Origin of the sequence: Nonlabens sp. (assembly GCF_047636915.1) — a bacterium.
GTDB lineage: Bacteria > Bacteroidota > Bacteroidia > Flavobacteriales > Flavobacteriaceae > Nonlabens.
This window is the reverse complement of sequence record NZ_JBLIGN010000006.1, coordinates 22,035-42,015: the sequence shown is the minus strand read 5'-3', so window position 1 is coordinate 42,015 and position 19,981 is coordinate 22,035. Positions and strand designations below refer to the sequence as shown.

The 19,981-nt window shown below is 34.8% G+C and carries 19 protein-coding genes; 15 read left to right on the top strand and 4 right to left on the bottom strand.

The window, feature by feature from the left end; genetic code table 11:
• Positions 1–575: 575 nt before the first annotated feature.
• Positions 576–1,781, bottom strand: a complete 1,206-nt coding sequence (gene sucC / locus ACJAT0_RS02055) for an ADP-forming succinate--CoA ligase subunit beta (protein WP_374002472.1) — start codon at positions 1,779–1,781, stop codon at positions 576–578.
• A 271-nt stretch (positions 1,782–2,052) separates the two neighbouring features.
• On the opposite strand from sucC, the gene lysA reads away from it, so the two are divergent.
• Together lysA and ACJAT0_RS02045 are read left to right on the top strand one after the other, a co-directional pair.
• Positions 2,053–3,276, top strand: coding sequence for a diaminopimelate decarboxylase (gene lysA, locus ACJAT0_RS02050; RefSeq protein ID WP_415180306.1), 1,224 nt, complete (start codon positions 2,053–2,055; stop codon positions 3,274–3,276).
• Between the two features lie 1,252 nt (positions 3,277–4,528).
• On the top strand, positions 4,529–5,410 hold the full coding sequence (locus tag ACJAT0_RS02045; protein WP_415180329.1) for a DUF808 domain-containing protein: 882 nt from the start codon (positions 4,529–4,531) through the stop codon (positions 5,408–5,410).
• Between the two features lie 340 nt (positions 5,411–5,750).
• On the opposite strand, the gene ACJAT0_RS02040 is transcribed toward ACJAT0_RS02045, so the two are convergent.
• A complete protein-coding gene (locus ACJAT0_RS02040; protein ID WP_415180305.1) occupies positions 5,751–6,983 on the bottom strand; it encodes a glycosyltransferase in 1,233 nt (410 codons plus the stop codon).
• Between the two features lie 229 nt (positions 6,984–7,212).
• Between ACJAT0_RS02040 and ACJAT0_RS02035 the strand changes: the two genes are divergently transcribed.
• The 8 genes from ACJAT0_RS02035 to ACJAT0_RS02000 all read left to right on the top strand — a co-directional run bounded on the left by ACJAT0_RS02035 (position 7,213) and on the right by ACJAT0_RS02000 (position 14,068).
• The gene (locus ACJAT0_RS02035) at positions 7,213–7,977 is read left to right on the top strand and encodes a ParA family protein (RefSeq protein ID WP_374002476.1); all 765 of its coding nucleotides are present in this window, start codon (positions 7,213–7,215) and stop codon (positions 7,975–7,977) included.
• A 5-nt stretch (positions 7,978–7,982) separates the two neighbouring features.
• On the top strand, positions 7,983–8,882 hold the full coding sequence (locus ACJAT0_RS02030) for a ParB/RepB/Spo0J family partition protein (protein ID WP_415180304.1): 900 nt from the start codon (positions 7,983–7,985) through the stop codon (positions 8,880–8,882).
• Entirely contained in the window at positions 8,872–9,456 is a 585-nt protein-coding gene (locus tag ACJAT0_RS02025; RefSeq protein WP_415180303.1) for a DUF5683 domain-containing protein, read from the top strand. The genes ACJAT0_RS02030 and ACJAT0_RS02025 overlap by 11 nt, the downstream gene beginning before the upstream one ends.
• 1 nt (position 9,457) lies before the next feature.
• Positions 9,458–10,159, top strand: a complete 702-nt coding sequence (dapB, locus tag ACJAT0_RS02020; protein ID WP_415180302.1) for a 4-hydroxy-tetrahydrodipicolinate reductase — start codon at positions 9,458–9,460, stop codon at positions 10,157–10,159.
• A gap of 39 nt (positions 10,160–10,198) precedes the next feature.
• Positions 10,199–11,839 (top strand): signal peptidase I, encoded by a 1,641-nt coding sequence (gene lepB, locus ACJAT0_RS02015; RefSeq protein WP_415180301.1) that lies wholly within the window; start codon positions 10,199–10,201, stop codon positions 11,837–11,839.
• A gap of 12 nt (positions 11,840–11,851) precedes the next feature.
• Positions 11,852–12,466 carry a WbqC family protein gene (locus ACJAT0_RS02010; RefSeq protein WP_415180300.1) on the top strand — a complete coding sequence of 205 codons (615 nt, stop codon included), beginning with the start codon at positions 11,852–11,854 and terminating at the stop codon, positions 12,464–12,466.
• Between the two features lie 4 nt (positions 12,467–12,470).
• On the top strand, positions 12,471–13,322 hold the full coding sequence (locus ACJAT0_RS02005; RefSeq protein WP_415180299.1) for a DUF1853 family protein: 852 nt from the start codon (positions 12,471–12,473) through the stop codon (positions 13,320–13,322).
• A 254-nt stretch (positions 13,323–13,576) separates the two neighbouring features.
• The gene (locus tag ACJAT0_RS02000; RefSeq protein WP_374002483.1) at positions 13,577–14,068 is read left to right on the top strand and encodes a Dps family protein; all 492 of its coding nucleotides are present in this window, start codon (positions 13,577–13,579) and stop codon (positions 14,066–14,068) included.
• 82 nt (positions 14,069–14,150) lie between these two features.
• On the opposite strand, the gene ACJAT0_RS01995 is transcribed toward ACJAT0_RS02000, so the two are convergent.
• On the bottom strand, positions 14,151–14,843 hold the full coding sequence (locus tag ACJAT0_RS01995; RefSeq protein WP_415180298.1) for a DUF4290 domain-containing protein: 693 nt from the start codon (positions 14,841–14,843) through the stop codon (positions 14,151–14,153).
• Positions 14,844–14,906: 63 nt separating this feature from the next.
• Complete coding sequence (locus ACJAT0_RS01990; RefSeq protein WP_415180297.1) at positions 14,907–15,194, bottom strand: DUF493 family protein; 288 nt, start codon at positions 15,192–15,194, stop codon at positions 14,907–14,909.
• Positions 15,195–15,263: 69 nt separating this feature from the next.
• Between ACJAT0_RS01990 and ACJAT0_RS01985 the strand changes: the two genes are divergently transcribed.
• From ACJAT0_RS01985 to ACJAT0_RS01965, 5 genes are all read left to right on the top strand, one after another.
• Positions 15,264–15,791 carry an AAA family ATPase gene (locus ACJAT0_RS01985; protein ID WP_415180296.1) on the top strand — a complete coding sequence of 176 codons (528 nt, stop codon included), beginning with the start codon at positions 15,264–15,266 and terminating at the stop codon, positions 15,789–15,791.
• Positions 15,792–15,793: 2 nt separating this feature from the next.
• On the top strand, positions 15,794–17,680 hold the full coding sequence (locus ACJAT0_RS01980; protein ID WP_415180295.1) for a RecQ family ATP-dependent DNA helicase: 1,887 nt from the start codon (positions 15,794–15,796) through the stop codon (positions 17,678–17,680).
• Positions 17,673–18,626, top strand: a complete 954-nt coding sequence (fmt, locus tag ACJAT0_RS01975) for a methionyl-tRNA formyltransferase (protein WP_415180294.1) — start codon at positions 17,673–17,675, stop codon at positions 18,624–18,626. The genes ACJAT0_RS01980 and fmt overlap by 8 nt, the downstream gene beginning before the upstream one ends.
• Positions 18,627–18,779: 153 nt before the next feature.
• Positions 18,780–19,052 carry an HU family DNA-binding protein gene (locus ACJAT0_RS01970; protein ID WP_015363467.1) on the top strand — a complete coding sequence of 91 codons (273 nt, stop codon included), beginning with the start codon at positions 18,780–18,782 and terminating at the stop codon, positions 19,050–19,052.
• 167 nt (positions 19,053–19,219) lie between these two features.
• The gene (locus ACJAT0_RS01965; RefSeq protein ID WP_374002489.1) at positions 19,220–19,780 is read left to right on the top strand and encodes a YqgE/AlgH family protein; all 561 of its coding nucleotides are present in this window, start codon (positions 19,220–19,222) and stop codon (positions 19,778–19,780) included.
• Positions 19,781–19,981: the final 201 nt, after the last annotated feature.

Sequence of the window (19,981 nt, the reverse complement as noted above, 5' to 3'; positions counted from 1 at the left end):
ATCATTACACCAAAATAATAGATTTCTCGATTCATAACAAAATAAACTTTTGCTTAAGCTTGCTAACTTTTATTCCTTGTATAAAACTGAAGTAGAATGTTTATTAAAAGATGTAGGAAGGGATTAAAACAACCATCGGTTTTATTTTAAAACTACAGGACCTGATTTACAGATTATAAAACCCCATAATTGAATAAGCAGTTATAAAACAGCCACCTACTTCCTCAGATTATAAAAATCGAGTCTGTTAGTTTTATAGATTGTATTGTCAGAACTAATTGGAATTTGAAGAACAATCTAAGAAAGAAGCTATCTTACTTTTTGTAGCTACTGCTAAAGAAGTTCAATAGCTTTCCTATAAACGGTGTTGTAAATAAATTATTCTCGATCATTTATGACAATTACGAATGTGTTTTTTATCTTATCTGTTTTGCAATTTAATCAACAAACATCATTTGATTGAGGTCATATCGATATTTTTTAATAGTGAAATAAAGCAAAAAAACCACGCAATATGCGTGGTTTTTATTTATTCCATGGAAATTTAATAAGGGTTAACTTATATCAATCAACCACTATGCAGTCAACTTATTTAATACAGCTTGCACCTTATCTGCTGCTTCTTGGAATTCTACGGCACTTTGAACATCTAGTCCAGAGTTATCGATTAATTCCTTGGCAATCCCTGCATTAGTTCCTTGTAATCTAACAATAATAGGTACATTAATAGCATCACCCATATTTTTATACGCGTCTACAATTCCTTGAGCTACGCGATCACATCTTACAATACCTCCAAAAATATTAACAAGAATAGCTTCCACCTTGTCATCTTTAAGAATAATACGGAAAGCCTCTTCTACACGTTTTGCATCGGCTGTGCCACCTACATCTAAAAAGTTAGCAGGTTCTCCACCAGCTTGTTTGATAAGATCCATTGTTGCCATTGCAAGTCCTGCACCATTTACCATACAACCTACGTTACCATCAAGATCCACATAATTTAATCCTACAGCTCTCGCTTCTACTTCTGTTGGATTTTCTTCTCTGACATCTCTTAAAGCCTCAAGATCTTTGTGACGAAATAATGCATTCTCGTCAAGAGTAATTTTACAATCTACTGCAATGATGGTATTATTAGAAGCCTTAATCACTGGATTGATTTCAAATAAGGCAGAATCAGATCCTACATAGGCGTTGTACAAGCAATTAACGAATTGGGTCATTTCTTTGAATGCCTTACCACTCAATCCTAAGTTAAAAGCGATACGTCTCGCTTGAAAAGCTTGAAGGCCATGAGCTGGATCAATAGTTTCTGTAAAAATCAAATGTGGCGTTTCCTCTGCAACTGTTTCTATATCCATTCCACCTTCTGTAGAATACATGATCATATTTTTACTCTGTGCACGATCAAGAAGAACAGACATGTAAAATTCTTCTACTTCAGCTTCTCCTGGCCCATACACATCTTCAGCGATAAGAACCTGGTGAACTCTTTTTCCTTCAGCACTAGTTTGTGGGGTTACAAGGTCCATTCCTATAATCTGTCCAGAAATTTCTTTTACTTGATCAAGGTTTTTAGCAAGTTTAACTCCACCGCCTTTTCCACGTCCACCAGCATGAACCTGCGCTTTGATGATGTGCCATCCAGTTCCAGTTTCATCTGTAAGTGCTTTTGCAGCGGTTACAGCCTCTTCTGAAGTTGTCGCAACTTTACCTCTTTGTATGGTAACCCCATAACTAGCGAGAATTTCTTTTCCTTGATATTCGTGAAGATTCATAAATGTTCTTTAGTATTCAAATTTAAGTATAGCAAAAATAAGAAAGTGAAGCTTTAATTTGAAACAATTTTATGTAAAAGAATGACGGTAACTGGTATCCATTAAATTTAATAAAACTTAGAAGTACTATTTTCTGTAAACCTGTCTGCAAATAGTCCTATATTACTAAAAACAAAACAGGCCTTGTGACGTGATATTCTCCTTTAAATTTTATGATATTTTTCACTTTTAATTCTGATACTCTATTACTTTTGTAGACTTAATTTTTTACATGAATAATCAAGATTTATTAAACATAGTTCATGACCACGGTAGTCCTGTCTATGTCTATGATGCAAAGGTCATTGTAGCCCAGTATGAACGTCTAGTTAATGCTTTTTCTAAAGCAAAAGACTTGCGCATTCACTACGCAGTAAAGGCACTTTCTAACATTTCTATCTTGAAACTTTTTAAACAATTAGGTGCTGGACTCGATACCGTGAGCCTGCAAGAAGTTGAATTAGGTCTTGCCGCTGGTGTGGATCCCAAAAAAATCATTTACACACCTAATGGTGTTTCTTTACAAGAAATAGAGAACGTAGCAGCAAAAGGTGTTCAAATAAATATTGACAACCTGTCTATTTTGGAACAGTTCGGTTCTAAGCATCCTCACACGCCAGTTTGTATCAGAATAAATCCACATGTCATGGCGGGTGGAAATGCCAATATTTCTGTGGGTCATATCGATAGTAAATTCGGAATATCGATTCATCAAATACCACACATACTGCGTATTGTAGAAAATACAGCAATGACTGTCAACGGCGTTCACATGCATACAGGTAGCGATATACTCGATATAGGTGTATTCCTTTATGCTACTGAAATTCTTTTTGAAACAGCGGCCAAGTTCAAAGATTTAGAGTTTATTGATTTTGGTAGTGGCTTTAAAGTTCCTTATAAGGAAGGTGATGTCTCCACAGATATTGAAGACCTAGGAGAACAGCTATGTGAGCGTTTTGATACGTTTTGTAAACTGTACGGTCGTGATATTACCATGGCTTTTGAACCAGGTAAATTCTTAGTGAGTGAGGCTGGAAAATTTCTAGCACAAGTAAATGTGGTAAAACAAACTACATCCACGGTTTTTGCAGGAATTGATTCCGGGTTTAATCATTTAATAAGGCCTATGTTGTATGGCTCTCAGCATGAAATTAACAATATCTCAAATCCAGAAGGTCGCAAGCGTTTCTATAGTGTGGTAGGCTATATTTGTGAGACAGATACCTTTGCAAGTAACAGACAGATTTCTGAAATTACAGAAGGAGATATTCTTTCTTTTTCAAATGCTGGCGCCTATTGCTTTTCTATGGCTAGTAATTATAATTCACGTTACCGACCTCCCGAAGTACTCTGGTATAAAGGAGCATCGCACTTAATTAGAGAAAGAGAAACTATGCAAGATATACTAAAGGGACAGCGTGAAATTCAATTGGAAGAAGCGGTTACCCTATAATTAAGTTCCTTTTTTATTTAAAAGCTTCCCCTTAGGGTGGAGCTTTTTTTATACTTCCCTTTTTAAAAAGCAGCCTTTAGGTTGGTAAACTAGCTCTAAAAAAAATCATTTAAAAGGTCTTTAATAGTTAAGAAAAAACCAAGATTTTAACCGTATAAAATTATAAGGGAATGATAATAAGATACGCCTGCCCCTTTATTATATTAGTAGTAAGAATGGTTTTGGATCATTTTTGAGAGAGTGAAAAGCTTCTATTAACGAGGAACTAAAAACACTTAGGAATACCTAACCCACTAATTGGAAAAATGGAGAATGGGAGAATGGAAACTTTCCGATTGTTTAAAAGTTTGAGCTCTCGATAACGTCACGATGGCTATAATACAGGTCCTAAAAAAACATGGTGGTCGGTACAATTTAGAAATAAATATGAAAAAAATATTCACTTCGACACGAAGTTGGATGCTTATGGTAGTACCTAAAATTATAAGAATCCAAAAATAAATTCTGTTCTCATTCACACAGATAGCAATAATGAATCTACAAGTCCTTATTTCTAATCAACAACCTTGATAAGATTTATGTGATTTTCCATCGGACAGGCATTGGTCCAAAGGACAACAAAAGCAGGTATCTGGATTGTGGTCTTTCACATTTCGCTTTCACAAAAGCGGAAAATTAACACTTAAATAAATGCCCTTTTTCAGTGGAATACCGGCATTAATCATTTGTACAAACAGCTTTAATAGCTTCCCCAAAAAAATAGTGAATACATCACTTTTAAATACTTCTAAGTTCCATAATAAAAAGAAAGTCACTAGTTTATTTATATTGCCTTGTTAGTCGGGATACCATTGCAACTTTTGTAAGACATTTTACCGTAACTCGTTTCATAAATCATCTTATGGAATGTACACGCCTTTGCTATTGTCATAAATTTAATAGGCTCGTAAAATCTAGCTCCTTTAAAATAAATTATGCTCTTATAAAACTATTAATTATTGTGATGGTGGCTTAAATAATTTACTTTTACAATGGAACGAATAGGCCGTTTAATACTCAGTTTCTCAACTATAATTATTAATTATATCCGTTTAATTTAGAAAAAACGTTAGAATAAATCGAAGTATAATTTGACTTAGCTCCTTACGAGTCTGCTAGTAAAGCAATGACTCCAAAAATAATGCAGCTAAACAGGGTACTTATTAATGGGAGAACTCTTGTTAATTGCATTTTAAATAAAAGAATTACACCAATGGGATCAGGTTTTTTTACTTTACTAGATGACATAGCAGCTCTCATGGACGATGTTGCGGCAATGAGTAAAATTGCTACAAAAAAAACGGCTGGAATTTTAGGAGATGATTTGGCCGTTAATGCTGAAAAAGCTTCCGGATTTGTTTCTTCTCGTGAAATCCCAGTATTGTGGGCGATTACTAAAGGTTCCTTTTTAAATAAATTAATTATTTTACCAATAGCATTTTTACTAAGCGCATTTGCTCCATGGGCAGTAACAATGATTCTATTGTTGGGTGCTATCTATCTAGCTTATGAAGGGGCAGAAAAAATTTATGAATATTTATTTCCTCAGGTCAAACCAGCAATCAAAATTAAACTTGAAAAACGATCAGAAACCGAAATTTTAGCACTCGAAAAGATTAAAATTAAATCGGCTATCGTGACTGACTTTATTTTATCAGTTGAAATTGTGATCATTGCTTTAGGGACTGTTTTAGAGGAAACCATATTTAATCAAATTGTGGTAGTAAGCATTGTGGCCGTCATCGCAACCATTGGAGTTTATGGTATCGTAGCACTAATCGTAAGAATGGATGACTTAGGTATGAGATTGATACAATTAAGTGATAAAAAGAAAAGTATATCAAAAATGACTGGCACTCTATTAGTGCAAACACTGCCTGTAATTATTAAAAGCTTGTCTGTCATTGGAACGATCGCGCTTATTTTAGTTGCCGGTGGTATTTGCATACATAACATTCATTTTATAGAAGAGTTATTGGGGTCGCTACCTTCTATCATAGCTGAATTTATAGTAGGTTTACTGGTAGGTTTTACTTCACTAACTTTCTTTAAACTTTTTAACTACGTATTTCTTCGTAAAAAAAGTACCCTATAAAAGCTTATGACAATTTATATATGTGCCGCAGCTATAGAGGGACTTTTAGATAGATACTGAATCTTTCAATAATATGAGTTATATTTTTTACACGCCTTCCTAGTAGTGTCAACTGGGTATTGTTTAAGTTAAAATTTATGAGGCAATTCCGTTTATTAATTAAATATTGAGCTGATTAGCATAATTAAAATGAACATGAAATTCCCTTTTAAAATGTTTTCAACTCTAAAATTGCGTTTTTCTTATGTACCTATTAATTCCAACTTAAGTTAATGTTGGTATGGATGAACTCTATGTTTTGAAGTGTAAAGTTTTAAGAGGTATTAATAGGTGTTTTTAATCAGACTTGTTGTTCTTTTGAATGTATCCATTTGGAAAGATATTTGTATCTAGAATAAGAATGATAATTCAGCATTCTATCAAAAAAGTTGTTTTGATCCACTGGCAAACGTTGATTTAATACTAGGTTAGAAATCTTTAATAGTAATGCTTTCGCGAAAGCGGGATAGAGATAATTCTCTTGTAATAAATTAATGTTCGTCTTACTTATGCGATCCCAATCTCTTTCTGTCTGGTATAAGTCAACACACTCCTGCGCAAATTTATGTAGGTCATCTTCTACAAAGCCATACACTAAGGCGTCTTTAAACATACCTTCTGATGCAATAGTACTCATGGCAACAGGCGTTGAAGATTGCATTGCATCAAATATTTTCCCCTTTAATCCCGCACCAAATCTTAATGGAGCTACTAAAATCCTGTATTGTTGTAGGGTGTCAATGGCCTTTTGAGCATATCCTTTTATTAAAAACCCTTCTGCTCTATTATCGAGTTGATGGATCTTTTCATTTTGATAAGCTCCATATATATGTATCTCAACAGTAGGTAATTTCTTTCTAATTAAAGGCCATATAGTATTTTTTACATACAGAATAGCATCGTAATTAGGGGCATGCAGGGAGTTTCCTATCATTATAAAATTAGAACGTTCCTGATAGGTAGGCGATGACTTATCAATCTTTTTTGAATCTGTAGACCTATAAAGAAACGGCACATAAACTAATTTAGATTCTGGTAAATGAAAAGAATTGAGTAGCAGTTGGTATTCTACACTAGAAATAATAATACTCAAATCGCATCTGTGTATAGCAGCAATTTCTCTCATTGCCGCCTCACCGAACAGATCAACCGGCTGGTTTTTTTTAAAAGCCTCTTCCCTAGCCTTCCTTAAGAAATGAAGGTCTTCTGTATCTAAAATATGTAATGATCTAGGCGAGTTTTCTCTAACTCGCCATCCGTATTGCTCTTCGGTCATAAAACGATCAAAAAGGACTATTTCTGGACTTAGTTCTTTTACATATTTGTTGAAACTAGTATCGTTAAGAACAATAGATTTCTCTGTAATTTGTAAAAGATTTAGGTCAACCGAATATTCTGATTTTACCGCAGCGCAGGCAAAATGAATTTCATACCCATCTTCTTGAAAAACCTCTAATAATTGTATCATTCGATAACCTGCCGCTGTGGTGTTAGGCTCTGGCCAGTTTTTCCCTATTACGAGTATTTTTTTCATGTAGCAAAGTTAGTTATTAGATCTCATAACTTTTCAACCTTATAATGGCATCAAAAATAGGATTTATTGATCTATTTTGTCGATTCATTCCTTATATGTTACGCTCAAAATCAATGAACTAACAGGAACAAATTACTTTGTTATAAAATGTTATGAACCATATTAGCGTTTTGACGGTAAAATCAACTGTAAAATATTTACTTTAGCAAATCAATAATACAAGTATTCCATGGGTAAAATAATAGCCATAGCAAACCAAAAAGGTGGTGTAGGAAAAACAACGACAGCTGTTAACCTTGCAGCATGTCTAGGTGTTTTAGAAAAGAAAGTTTTACTCATTGATGCAGATCCACAGGCAAATGCGACCTCTGGTTTAGGAATTGACGTGGATGCTATAGAGCACGGGACCTACCAACTTATTGAGAACTCTATGAAAGCTGAGGATTTAATTATCAAAACAGACTCTCCTAACGTAGAAATTATTCCTGCGCATATCGACTTAGTAGCTATAGAGATCGAACTTGTGGATAAAGAAAAACGTGAGTATATGATGAAAAAGGCTTTGATAGACATCAAAGACTTGTATGATTACGTTATTATCGATTGTGCTCCTTCATTAGGTTTACTCACCCTAAATGCCCTCACTGCGAGTGACTCTGTGTTGATTCCTATTCAATGTGAATATTTTGCCCTAGAAGGTTTAGGTAAGTTGTTAAACACTATAAAAAGTATCCAAAAAATCCATAATCCAGATCTTGACATTGAAGGTTTGCTACTTACCATGTATGATAGCAGACTGCGTTTATCCAATCAAGTAGTAGAAGAAGTAAATAAACATTTTGAAGGTCTTACTTTTAAAACCATCATTCAGCGCAATGTACGTTTGAGCGAAGCGCCTTCTTACGGAGAAAGCATTATAAATTATGATGCTGCAAGCAAAGGTTCTGAGAATTACTTAAGTCTTGCAAATGAACTCATACAGAAAAACGCTTAAGCAACATGGCAAAAGCAATTAAAAAACAAGCGCTGGGGAGAGGATTATCTGCTCTTTTAAAAGATCCTAGCAACGATATATTATCTGCCACGGATAAAAACGCAGATAAAATAGTGGGTAATGTCATTGATCTTTCCTTGACAGATATCGATATGAATCCTTTTCAGCCTAGAACTAGTTTTAATGAAGAGCAATTAAGAGAACTTGCCTCTTCCATAAAAGAACTAGGTGTTATCCAGCCGATTACCGTACGTAAAAAAGGTTTTGGAAAATACGAGCTAGTGTCTGGAGAACGCAGGTATCGCGCTTCTAAACTTTTAGGAATAGAGACTATTCCGTCTTATGTGCGTATTGCAAATGACCAGGAATCACTTGAAATGGCACTGGTAGAAAATATACAGCGTCAGGATCTAGATCCAATAGAAATTGCTCTTTCCTATCAAAGGTTAATTGAAGACATAGATCTTACCCAGGAACAAATGAGCGATCGAATTGGGAAATCTCGCAGCGCTATTGCAAATTATTTACGTTTATTGAAGTTAGATCCAATCATCCAGACGGGAATGAGAGATGGTTTTATTACTATGGGTCATGGCCGTGCATTGATCACCCTTGACAGCCTGGAACAACAATTAGATACCTACCAAAGAATATTGAGTGACCACCTTTCTGTGAGGGAAACTGAAAAATTAGTTAAAGTTATAAAGGGAGGAAAGCTTACGCAACAACAAACGAAAACCAACACGTTACCTGAATATGTAACACAACATACTAAAGACCTTAATACTCTTTTAGACACCAAGGTTTCTACTACTATGTCTAGCACGGGTAAGGGAAAAATAACCATTTCCTACGCCTCTAAAGCTGACTTTGAACGTATCGTAAAGTTGATTAATGAGTCATAGATTCTTTTATATACTGCTGTTTATTGGGATACTAGGCCGTGCTCAAAATAACCCGAATACCACTTTAGATTTAAATGACCTTATCGTTGCTAAGGATAGTGTTTCTAGAGTTTATGATGCTAATAGACCTGCAAAGGCTGCTTTTTATAGCGCCGTAATTCCTGGTCTTGGACAAGCCTATAATAGAAAATACTGGAAAGTGCCGCTGGCATTAGCTGCGGTTGGAATACCCATATATATTTACACGGTAAACGATAAAGAATATCATAGAATAAGGGATGCTTTTAGGATACGTCTCGCTGGAGGTACTAATGACGAGTTTTCAAATCCTGATGGAACTCCTTTTATCACAACCGAAGGGCTGGAGAGGGCTCAAAGAACTTCACAGCGCAATAAAGAATTAAGTATTCTCATAACAGCTGCGCTTTATGTACTACAAATTATCGATGCTAATGTGGATGGGCATTTAAGCCAATTCAATGTAGATCGTAATTTATCATTTCTTCCCTATATGGATTATAATATGCTTGCCATAGGCAATACGTACGGTTTTAATTTAAACTACACTTTTTAGTATGAAAATAGCACTATTAGGATATGGTAAAATGGGTAAAGCCATTGAAAGAATTGCTGTTGAGAGAGATCATACTGTGGTCACTAAAATAGGTCGTAATGACTCTATGGAAGATATTACAAAGGCCGATGTTATTATTGAATTTACAAGTCCAGAAAGTGTTTTAGGAAATCTCAAGTATTTAATCCCTACTCAAATCCCGATTGTTTGTGGAACTACGGGATGGAACCAACATCTTCCAGAAATTACCAAGCTTGTTACCAAGTATGATTCCACCATGGTGTATGCCTCCAATTTTAGTCTAGGTGTAAATATATTCTTTGAACTCAACAAAAAGTTGGCGCAAATGATGACCCGTTTCAAAGAATATAACGTAAAAATTAAAGAAATTCACCACACAGAAAAGAAAGATGCTCCAAGTGGTACAGCGATTACTTTATTTGAAGGACTTTCTGAAAATATGGAAAAACAGAATTGGCATTTAGGTACGGGTTTGAAAAAGAATTCTGTGCCTATAGATGCAGTACGCCAAGATGATATAAAAGGTACACATAGTGTTACTTATCAAAATGAAATTGACCAAATAAAAATTACCCACACAGCAAATACAAGAGAAGGTTTTGCTTTAGGAAGCATAATCGCAGCAGAGTGGATCATAAATAAAAAAGGAATTTACACAATGAAAGAAGTTCTAGGTTTATAATAAATCCTTAAAACTTCTCTTCTACTAGAATAAAACAAAATGAATTGGACAGAATGGTTGATCGTATTTTTAATAATCCAATTGATCCATGGATTAGGAACCTGGAAAATGTATACTGCTGCTGGATATAAAGCTTGGCAGTCCTTTGTACCCATTTATAATGCGATAATATTAATGAAGGTCATGAATAGACCTTGGTGGTGGACTTTGTTATTATTCCTACCAGTCGTTAATATTTTGATGTTTATTGTAGTATGGGTTGATACCCTGCGATCATTTGGTTACAACAAACCTGTGGATACCGCATTGGGTATTTTAACTTTAGGGTTTTATATCTACTATATTAACTATACAAAACCTCTTATACATGTAAAAGAAAGAGAAGTCAACCCTAGAACAGCTGTGGGAGAATGGACCAACTCTATTCTTTTTGCTGTTATAGCGGCAACCATAGTTCATACTTATGTCATGCAGCCTTTCATTATACCTACCTCTTCCTTAGAAAAAACTTTGCTTACAGGAGATTTTCTTTTTGTGAGTAAATTTCATTACGGTGCGAGATTACCTATGACACCGATCGCTGCTCCCATGGTGCACGATACTATTCCTGTAGCAGGAATAAAGAGTTATCTAGCAAGACCTCAAATACCTTACATTAGAATACCTGGATTTCAAAAAATAGAACGCAACGATATTGTTGTTTTTAATTATCCTACAGACACCATAAATTCATATCCTTTTGACGATGGCAAATTCCATTACAAGCCCATCGATAAAAAGTCCAACTATGTGAAGAGATGTGTGGCGATTGCTGGTGATAAAATGTCCATGAAAGATGGTGTAATTTTTATTAATGGGGAAGAACTAATTTTACCAGAACGCGCTAGACCGCAGCACAAATATAATATTATAGCCACGCGGCTCGATCTTATGGCAAACCAAGCTTATATGATTGAAAAGTATGACCTAACCGAACAGATTTACCAAAAGGACAGAACAAATAATCGCAACAACCTTGAAATTACTGCGACCAAGGCTGCAATTGAACAACTAAAATCTGATGGTGTTATTTCGTTCTATGAAAGACAGAATCAGCTATTAGCTGCGCCTTTTAGAACAGATTATAGAGATCGTAGAGATATCAAAACGGCATATAGCAAGGACAACGCATTTCCTTACGATGCTAGACTACTTAACAATAATGATGATCGCGAAGAATTCCTAATTCCTGCCGCGGGAATGACCGTGGCTATAGATCACAAAAACATTCCTTATTTCAAAAGAATTATAGAGGTATATGAAGGTAGTGAAATGGCGGTATTTAACGACATTACTACCATAGGGAAGAATGTGTTTTTAAACGGCATACCACTTGGCTCTTATACATTTAAGCAGGACTATTACTGGCTTATGGGAGATAATCGCGATAACAGTTTAGACAGTAGATTTTGGGGTTATGTACCATTTAATCATGTGGTAGGAAAACCTGTTTTTGTCTGGATGAGTTATGACAGTAACAAATCATTTTTTAGTGCCTTTAGATTTGAAAGAATGTTCACTACGGTAAACGGCACTGGAAAGCCTACTTCCTACTTGGTTTACTTCCTTGTTTTACTAGCTGGTTATTTTGTAGTTAAAAAGATTCTAAAAAATAAAAAAGAGAATAAAGCAACATCGTAACTTTATAAAGCAATGAATGAAATCTGTATTCATCCATCCTATTTTGTGGATGTGATCACTCTAATTCATATTCATAAATCACAAGTCGTTGTTTTAGAAACTCAAGATAGTTACGTAAAACAGACGTATAGGAACAGAACATACATTGCTGCAGCAAATGGCAAACTTGCTCTTAACATTCCTATCATTCATCAAAAAACAGGTCATTCTATTTCTTATAACGCGGTAGAAATGGACCTTTCACAAACCTGGGCAACCACGCATTTAAAAAGCATTAAAAGTGCTTATTATAGCAGTCCATACTTTGAATATTATCAAGATGACCTCGAGACACTTTTTAAAGATATTCCAAATTCCTTAATAAAATGGAATATAAAAACACTTCATTTCTTATTAAAAAACTTACAACTTCACAAAGAAATAAAGGTCACTCAAGAATATCAGAATGACACGCTAGCCCATCGATTGATCACAGCAAAAGGCACACCATTAATAACACTTGATTCTTATATACAAGTATTTCAAGAAAAACATGGTTTTTCACAACCTTTAAGTGGACTTGATTTACTATTTAACTTAGGCCCAGCTGCTGGTCACTACATTAAAAGTCAGTATTCCAAACTATAATACCATGGACAACAATTTTGCGCGTTTTAAAGCTTTTTATAAAACAGCCAGTTTATGGTCTGGAACGCTGCTTGGATTGGAGCAGTTTGGATTATCAAATTTTAACTTTGACCATCTAGAAGATAAAGAGTCGTTAGATTTACCTGTTATACCTCAAGGAACTTTGCTAGGTAAAAGAGCCGAATATTTTTTCAGATTTTGTGTAGAGCAATCTAATAACTACGATCTGGTACTTTCTAATGCACAAGTTTTCAAAGGTAAAATAACCATAGGTGAACTTGATTACATCATAAGACATAAGCGTACTAATGCCACTATACACGTAGAACTAGTCTATAAATTTTATATTTATAACCCTACAATAACTAGTGACAAAAAAACAAAAATACTCCAAGAACTTAACAAATATCAAGGTCCTAATGGAAGGGATAATTTGGTCAGAAAATTAGAACATCTTAAAAATCAGCAATTGCCATTGCTCTACGCTCCTGAAACCAATAAATTATTAAAAGGTTACCATATAGATGTCACTCAAATAAAACAAAAAGTTTGCTTTTTAGCACATGTATTTATACCTCATCAATTTTGGTCTCATAAATTTGAGTACATCAACAAGTCCAGTATTGTCGGGTACTATTATAGGTATCAAGCTTTCGCGAAAGCAGAAACAACCCACAGCTATTTCCTTCCAGAAAAATATGCTTGGAAGATGCTGCCGCAAGAATTACCTACTTCTTACACGTTTAATGAAATTCTAGAACTCACTAAAGAAAGTCTTCAAAGAGGTTTTGCACCATTGATATGGATGCAACTATTGGAATCAAAAACATTTGAAAGTTTTTTTGTTGTTAAATAATTTAAGATATCTCAATGAATTTCTTCTATTTTAGCGTTTATAGGATGAATTTGTGATTTTATAAAAATAATTTAACTCAAATTTCCAAAACCTAGTCATATTCTATTCTTATCTTTAGAAAAAGGTCGGTAGGATAAAATATAAAAAAATACAGAGCATTACCTCCACTCCTTGTTTAAGGTGATCTGTTAAAAATAAATTTCAAATCTCGACTTATTAAATTTAATCATTAACCAAAAAACATACTTAAAAGAATGAGTTATTTACACTTCAATATAGAAAAAGCAAAAGATACCAGTAAAGAATTAAATATTCTTCTAGCCGATTATCATCTGTACTATCAAAAAATAAGAAATTACCACTGGAATATTGTGGGACGTTCCTTTTTTGATCTTCACGTGAAATTTGAGGAAATGTATGATGATGCAGCTTTAAAGATTGATGAGATCGCTGAGCGCATTCTTACCTTAAGGTACCAGCCGACTTCTAACTACAGTGATTATTTGACATTATCCAATATCAAAGAATCAAAATCAGAGTTAGCTGACACAGATATGGTAAAAAACCTTATAGAAGATCACGGAACAATTTTATTACAAATGTCTAAAGTGGTTAAAACTGCAGGAGCTTGTGAAGATGAAGGTACTATTGATCTAATAGGCGCCTACATAAGAGAACTAGAAACAACTACATGGATGTTAGATGCATGGAGAATGAATACAGTAGATACTAGAAAATCAATCTAGTTCATTTTAGTTATTTAGATAAAAATTCCCATTTCACTTATGAAATGGGAATTTTTGTATTCAAGCAGGTCAGGTAGAGAAATTAATTGTTTCTTCTTCTGTTATTGTTGTTGTTGTTGTTGGTGGTGGTAGTTCTGCCACTCTTTTTACCATGCTGGCGCTTATGGTTTGTAGTATTGGTGCTGGATCGACTGGTACTGGTATTGCGGTAAATCAAAGATTTAGATTCCAATAGATCTTCTTCTTTTGCAGCAAGATTGATTTCACCTTCACTTAATTCAAAAAGATGTTTAAAAATGACGGCATCATCTACCGTGTCTTTATTCCAGTTAAGGAATGATTTCTTCATGTGATTTGCGATGATATAAGCGAGTGCTTCTCTTTTCTCACCTTTTTCCCAGCCTAGCGCAACATTAATCATTCCCTGAATATTGTTCCCATAAAATCGATAACGGGGCCTCTTTTGAGGATAAGACATTTTTGGCGGTCTAGCGGCAAGCTCTTCCCTATTAGGTATAGGATAAGGTGAGTCTACGTCCAAGTTAAAATCTGCAATCACAAACAATTGATCCCAAAGTTTGTGTTGAAAATCTGCCACATCTCTTAAATGCGGATTCAAATTACCCATTACACCTATAATAGCTGTAGCCATGCGATTGCGCTCTTCCTTAGTCTCTAAGGCCCTACAATGATCTACAAGCTTTTGAATATGTCTTCCATATTCTGGTATAAGGAGTTGGTTGCGCTCGGTATTATATTCTAATGATGATATCAAATTGAAATGGTATTACTTATTTGTGAAGTTCTGCAAAATACGCAAAATAGAGGAATTAATCTGTTAAAGAGAAATAACTCCTTTAACTTTACTCACCTCTTTATATTTTTCGATAACAGCATCGGGATTTTTCAGATGTACCACAATGGAAACACTGGTATATTTACCTTTACTAGACACCTTATTAGTAATTACAGCACCTGTGTTATCAAAAATATGTTCTATTTCTGCGATTTGCGGCCCTAAGGATGGTACAATAAACTTATATAAATACTTAGCTGGCCAGATGCTTGTGTCTGCAAGCTGAATTTTTAATTTTGCGTAAAAGTCTTCTGATTCTTTATTTTCCATAATGAATAGGCAAATATAATTCATGATACCCTCGATTGCTATCCATAGTTTTACTTATTTTGTAGGCTAATGAAAAAACTCAAAAGAATTTTAATAATAGGCGGTCCTGGATCTGGAAAAACTAGTGTTTTGAAGACTATTGAAAAAGGAGGCTTCAAGGTACATCACGAGATCTCTCGAGAGGTAACAGCAAAGGCTCAAGAGCAAGGCATCGAGCAACTTTTTCTTACAGACCCCTTTGCATTCAGCAATCAGTTGCTCGATGGTCGTATCTTACAATTCAGAAAAGCAAAAGAAGGTATACATTTTTATGACAGAGGCATTCCAGACGTTCCTGCTTACCATGTGTTTACAGGAGATGAAATACCTCCTGCTTTTATCAAAGCCTGTGAAGAGCATATATACGATCAAGTTTTCTTTTTACCTCCATGGGAAGCCATATATAAAAGCGACAAAGAGCGTTATGAAAGCTATGAACAAGCTGTAGTATTGGGTGATATTCTCAAACTATTTTACACACAATTGGGTTATTCTCCTATTACAGTACCTCAATTAGATCTTGAAAATAGATGTAATTTTATAAAAGATCAGATTTAACAATGATAGATAAATCTTTAGACATATTAAATAAAGTTTATGGTTTTGATACCTTCAGACCGCTACAACAAGAGATTATTTCAAGTGTTTTAGAAGGTAAGGATGCGCTTGTCTTGTTACCAACTGGTGGAGGAAAATCTATTTGCTATCAAATACCAGGCATACAGCTGTCTGGTATTTGTATCGTTATCTCACCGCTCGTAGCTTTAATTAAAGATCAAGTAGACCAACTTAAAAAGAGACATATTAAAGCGGTAGGAATTACGGGAGGTATTTCTTATAGAGAATTAGATGATGTGTTGGACAATTGTATATATGGGAATTATGATTTCCTGTACTTAAGTCCTGAACGATTGCAACAAACTTTAGTTAAAGAGCGTATTCTCAAGATGAATGTCAACCTTATCGCGGTTGATGAAGCACATTGTATCAGTGAATGGGGCCATGATTTTAGACCTGCTTATCGTCAGATTATTACTTTGAAAGAATTGCATCCACGGATTCCTATTATTGCGGTTACAGCAACTGCTACAAAAGCCGTCCAAGAGGATATTATCGCGGCTCTTGAGCTTCAAAATCCCAAGGTGTTTAAATCGAGTTATGAGCGTTCTAATATTCATTATCACATCAAAAAAACTGGAGATAAACGTCAGGAACTTTGCGATTTTTATACCACTCAACCTGGCAGCAGCATTACCTATGTAAGAAGTAGAAAAAATGCGGTAGAATTTACTTTACTGCTACAACAGTCTCAAATTACTGCAGGATTTTATCACGGGGGACTTTCTAATAAATTACGCACGCGTACTTCTCAATCGTGGATGAGTAATAAGTTACAAGTTATGGTGGCCACAAATGCATTTGGTATGGGAATCGATAAGCCAGATGTACGCAGCGTGGTACACCTGCAATTACCTGATAGTGTAGAAAGTTATTATCAAGAAACCGGGAGAGCTGGACGCGATGGCAATACAAGTATTGCTCATTTTATATACAATCGTAATGATATAGAGCATGCGTATAACCAGTTTGTTAAATCTCAACCTACCACAGAATACTTGAAATTCATTTACCGCAAATTATCTAATTACCTAAGAATTCCTTTAGGTGAAGGAGGAGAAGAAACGCATCCTTTATCCTTCTCAAAGTTTTGTAATACCTATCAATTGAACGGAATGCAGGCATATAGTGCCCTTAACGCCTTAGATAGATTTAGTGTGATAAGTCTTGCTCAAGGTTACCACAGACGCTCCTGTATCCGCTTTCGCGAAAGCGGAACTAGAATCATAGACTTTGCACAAAATAGACCTGTAGTAAACGCTATAATACAGGCCATCCTGCGGACTTATGGCAGCAGTCAACATCATGTGCTACAAATTAATACTGCTCTAGTTGCCACACGCAGTAATACAAGTGAAGATGACGTTAATCAAACTTTACAACTCCTCCAAGAACAGGAACTGATAGAAGCAACTATCACAAATACAGATCTACAAATTACTTATTTAATCCCCAGAGATGATGAGCGCACCATTAATAGGTTCTCGCGTGAACTGGAAAGACAGAATACACTCCGGTTAGAAAAATTGAAAGCTTTGGTAAAACTAGTTACTAATACAGACCTTTGTATCAATAAAATGATACTAGAATACTTTGACGAAGAAATACCTAAGGACTGTGGTCATTGTAGCAATTGCATTAAAACAGGAAGTAGGACTGCTTTTGAGCACCAAATACTTAGCGCATTACAAAGTCAACCGCTAGATAGCAATGAGATAACTCAACAAATAAATATAGATAAAAAAGTTGTAGTTGCTCATCTTAAAACATTATTAGAGCAAGGGAAAGTGAACATAACCAGCAACAATAAATATACGATCAATGAATAATTCCTTAAAAATAGTATTTTTCGGAACACCAGAATTTGCAACTGGAGTCCTCCATACCTTACATAAGTCACATCACGAAATTGTAGCAGTGGTTACCGCTCCAGATAAGCCAGCTGGAAGAGGTAGAAAGATCAATGAGAGTGATGTAAAAAAATACGCAATAGCTCATAGTCTTACCGTATTACAACCAAACAACTTGAAATCAGAAGATTTTTTAAAAGAACTCGCTTCCTTTCAAGCAGACCTTCAAGTCATTGTTGCCTTTAGAATGTTGCCCAAAGCTGTTTGGAACATGCCCAAATTAGGTACTTTTAATCTACATGCCAGTTTATTACCACAATATAGAGGTGCAGCTCCCATCAATTGGGCCATTATAAATCAAGAAAAAACTACCGGTGTAACCACTTTCTTTATAGATGATAAAATTGACACTGGAGCTATTATCTCTAATCGAGAGACAATTATTGAAGCAGTAGATACCGTAGGTACCCTTTACAGTAAATTGATGACACTGGGAGCCTTATTAAGCTTAGAAACCGTAAATAAGATAGCAGCTGGTCCAGTTGCAACCTCCCTACAAAATAACAGCTTTGAATTAAAAGAAGCGCCTAAACTAAATAATGAGAATACCCTTATAGATTTTACAAAAAGTGCTGCTGCTATAGATGCACTCATTAGAGGTCTCTCTCCATATCCTGTGGCAAAATCATTATTATTTGATAAAGAAGAACTGATAGTGAAGATTCATAAAAGCCGTGTTATTGAAAAGGACCATAAAATGAAGCCTGGAAGTTTTGTTATAGAAAACAATAAGATGATCGTTGCCTGTGGTAAAAACATGCTAGAAATCGAAGAAATACAATTACCAAACAAAAAACGCATGAAAGTAAAAGATCTGTTGAATGGATATTCTTTTGCTGAAAATGCTATATTTGACGTGGCTTGAGAAGAAACCTCTTTGAAAAGCATATAGTTATTAACAATTTATTAGTTTTATGAACAAATTATTGAGATTTATGTGGGAATCCTTGTGTGGTCGCATATTCCGTATAAATTTGCTTCACGTTTTAGTTTAACCAACATTAATTTAAATTCAATTATGAACAAAACAGATTTAATCGAAGGAATGGCAGAGCATGCTGGGATTTCAAAAGCAGCAGCTAAAAAGGCATTAGAATCTTTCTTAGGAAACGTAGAAGGATCTCTTAAAAAAGGCGACAGAGTTTCCTTAGTGGGATTTGGTTCTTTCTCAGTTTCTAAAAGAGCAGCAAGAGAAGGTAGAAACCCACAAACTGGAAAAACTATCAAAATTGCTGCAAAAAAAGTTGTGAAATTCAAAGCAGGAAGTGATTTGCAAAAAGCCGTTAACTAATTTCAATTAGTTGAAGCATTTAAAAGTCCCAACTTAACTCGTTTAAGATTGGGGCTTTTTAGTTTTAACCATTTATGAAAGCAGTTTATTCAGTTTTTCTAGCTATCCTATAAAAACAATTGTAATATTCATAAATTTTTATTATGTTTAATTATTAATAGCAGCTTATGAAAAATATAACACCCGAGAGAGGAAGCCTTTTAGTTTCTGAGCCTTCCATTATAGGAAATGATTCGTTTTCACGATCGGTGGTCTTACTCACGGAATTTAACAAAGAAGGAGTTGTAGGATTTATTCTAAATAAGCCACTAGATTATACACTTGATCAATTGGTTCCAGAAATTTCTTTAAAGCTTGAAGTTTATCAAGGTGGACCAGTGGATATAGATAATTTATACTTCCTTCACAACATTCCAAATCTAATTCCAGAATCACATTTAATTGAGGACGGTATCTATTGGGGCGGAGATTTTCACGCTGTGAGTCAATTACTAAATAGTGGCGTTATAACCGGTCAAGAAATTAAGTTCTTTTTAGGTTATTCTGGCTGGGAGCGCAAGCAATTAGAAAACGAACTAGAATCCCATTCTTGGATAGTGGTAGAAAACACGGATAGCGAAAATATTTTATCCGATAATATGCACGACATATGGAAGAAAAAAATGAAAAATTTAGGCGGTGAATATGAATTGTGGTCCAACGCACCCGAGAACCCTTCTTATAACTAATCCGCGTTTGTTTAGCGGTTTTAGATGCATATTAGAACCAATAAAATACATCTTGAAAAAACCAGATAACAAATATATAATACCCTAAAATCAAAGATTATTGTCATGTCTCGGTCAATTAGGCATGATTACCCAACCTACTTTGAAATAAGTTGTATCTACCTTAATACAAAAGGAAGAAAAAATTTTTATTTATTTTGA

Bases quoted from the DNA above. Each gene is read 5' to 3' on its own strand.
- lysA (WP_415180306.1), top strand. From the start codon at position 2,053: ATGAATAATCAAGATTTATTAAACATAGTTCATGACCACGGTAGTCCT.
- fmt (WP_415180294.1), top strand. From the start codon at position 17,673: ATGAATAATTCCTTAAAAATAGTATTTTTCGGAACACCAGAATTTGCA.
- ACJAT0_RS02030 (WP_415180304.1), top strand. From the start codon at position 7,983: ATGGCAAAAGCAATTAAAAAACAAGCGCTGGGGAGAGGATTATCTGCT.
- ACJAT0_RS02045 (WP_415180329.1), top strand. From the start codon at position 4,529: ATGGGATCAGGTTTTTTTACTTTACTAGATGACATAGCAGCTCTCATG.
- ACJAT0_RS02005 (WP_415180299.1), top strand. From the start codon at position 12,471: ATGGACAACAATTTTGCGCGTTTTAAAGCTTTTTATAAAACAGCCAGT.
- ACJAT0_RS01980 (WP_415180295.1), top strand. From the start codon at position 15,794: ATGATAGATAAATCTTTAGACATATTAAATAAAGTTTATGGTTTTGAT.
- lepB (WP_415180301.1), top strand. From the start codon at position 10,199: ATGAATTGGACAGAATGGTTGATCGTATTTTTAATAATCCAATTGATC.
- ACJAT0_RS01965 (WP_374002489.1), top strand. From the start codon at position 19,220: ATGAAAAATATAACACCCGAGAGAGGAAGCCTTTTAGTTTCTGAGCCT.
- sucC (WP_374002472.1), bottom strand. From the start codon at position 1,781: ATGAATCTTCACGAATATCAAGGAAAAGAAATTCTCGCTAGTTATGGG.
- ACJAT0_RS01985 (WP_415180296.1), top strand. From the start codon at position 15,264: ATGAAAAAACTCAAAAGAATTTTAATAATAGGCGGTCCTGGATCTGGA.
- ACJAT0_RS01970 (WP_015363467.1), top strand. From the start codon at position 18,780: ATGAACAAAACAGATTTAATCGAAGGAATGGCAGAGCATGCTGGGATT.
- ACJAT0_RS02035 (WP_374002476.1), top strand. From the start codon at position 7,213: ATGGGTAAAATAATAGCCATAGCAAACCAAAAAGGTGGTGTAGGAAAA.
- ACJAT0_RS02040 (WP_415180305.1), bottom strand. From the start codon at position 6,983: ATGAAAAAAATACTCGTAATAGGGAAAAACTGGCCAGAGCCTAACACC.
- ACJAT0_RS01990 (WP_415180297.1), bottom strand. From the start codon at position 15,194: ATGGAAAATAAAGAATCAGAAGACTTTTACGCAAAATTAAAAATTCAG.
- ACJAT0_RS02010 (WP_415180300.1), top strand. From the start codon at position 11,852: ATGAATGAAATCTGTATTCATCCATCCTATTTTGTGGATGTGATCACT.
- ACJAT0_RS02025 (WP_415180303.1), top strand. From the start codon at position 8,872: ATGAGTCATAGATTCTTTTATATACTGCTGTTTATTGGGATACTAGGC.
- ACJAT0_RS02000 (WP_374002483.1), top strand. From the start codon at position 13,577: ATGAGTTATTTACACTTCAATATAGAAAAAGCAAAAGATACCAGTAAA.
- dapB (WP_415180302.1), top strand. From the start codon at position 9,458: ATGAAAATAGCACTATTAGGATATGGTAAAATGGGTAAAGCCATTGAA.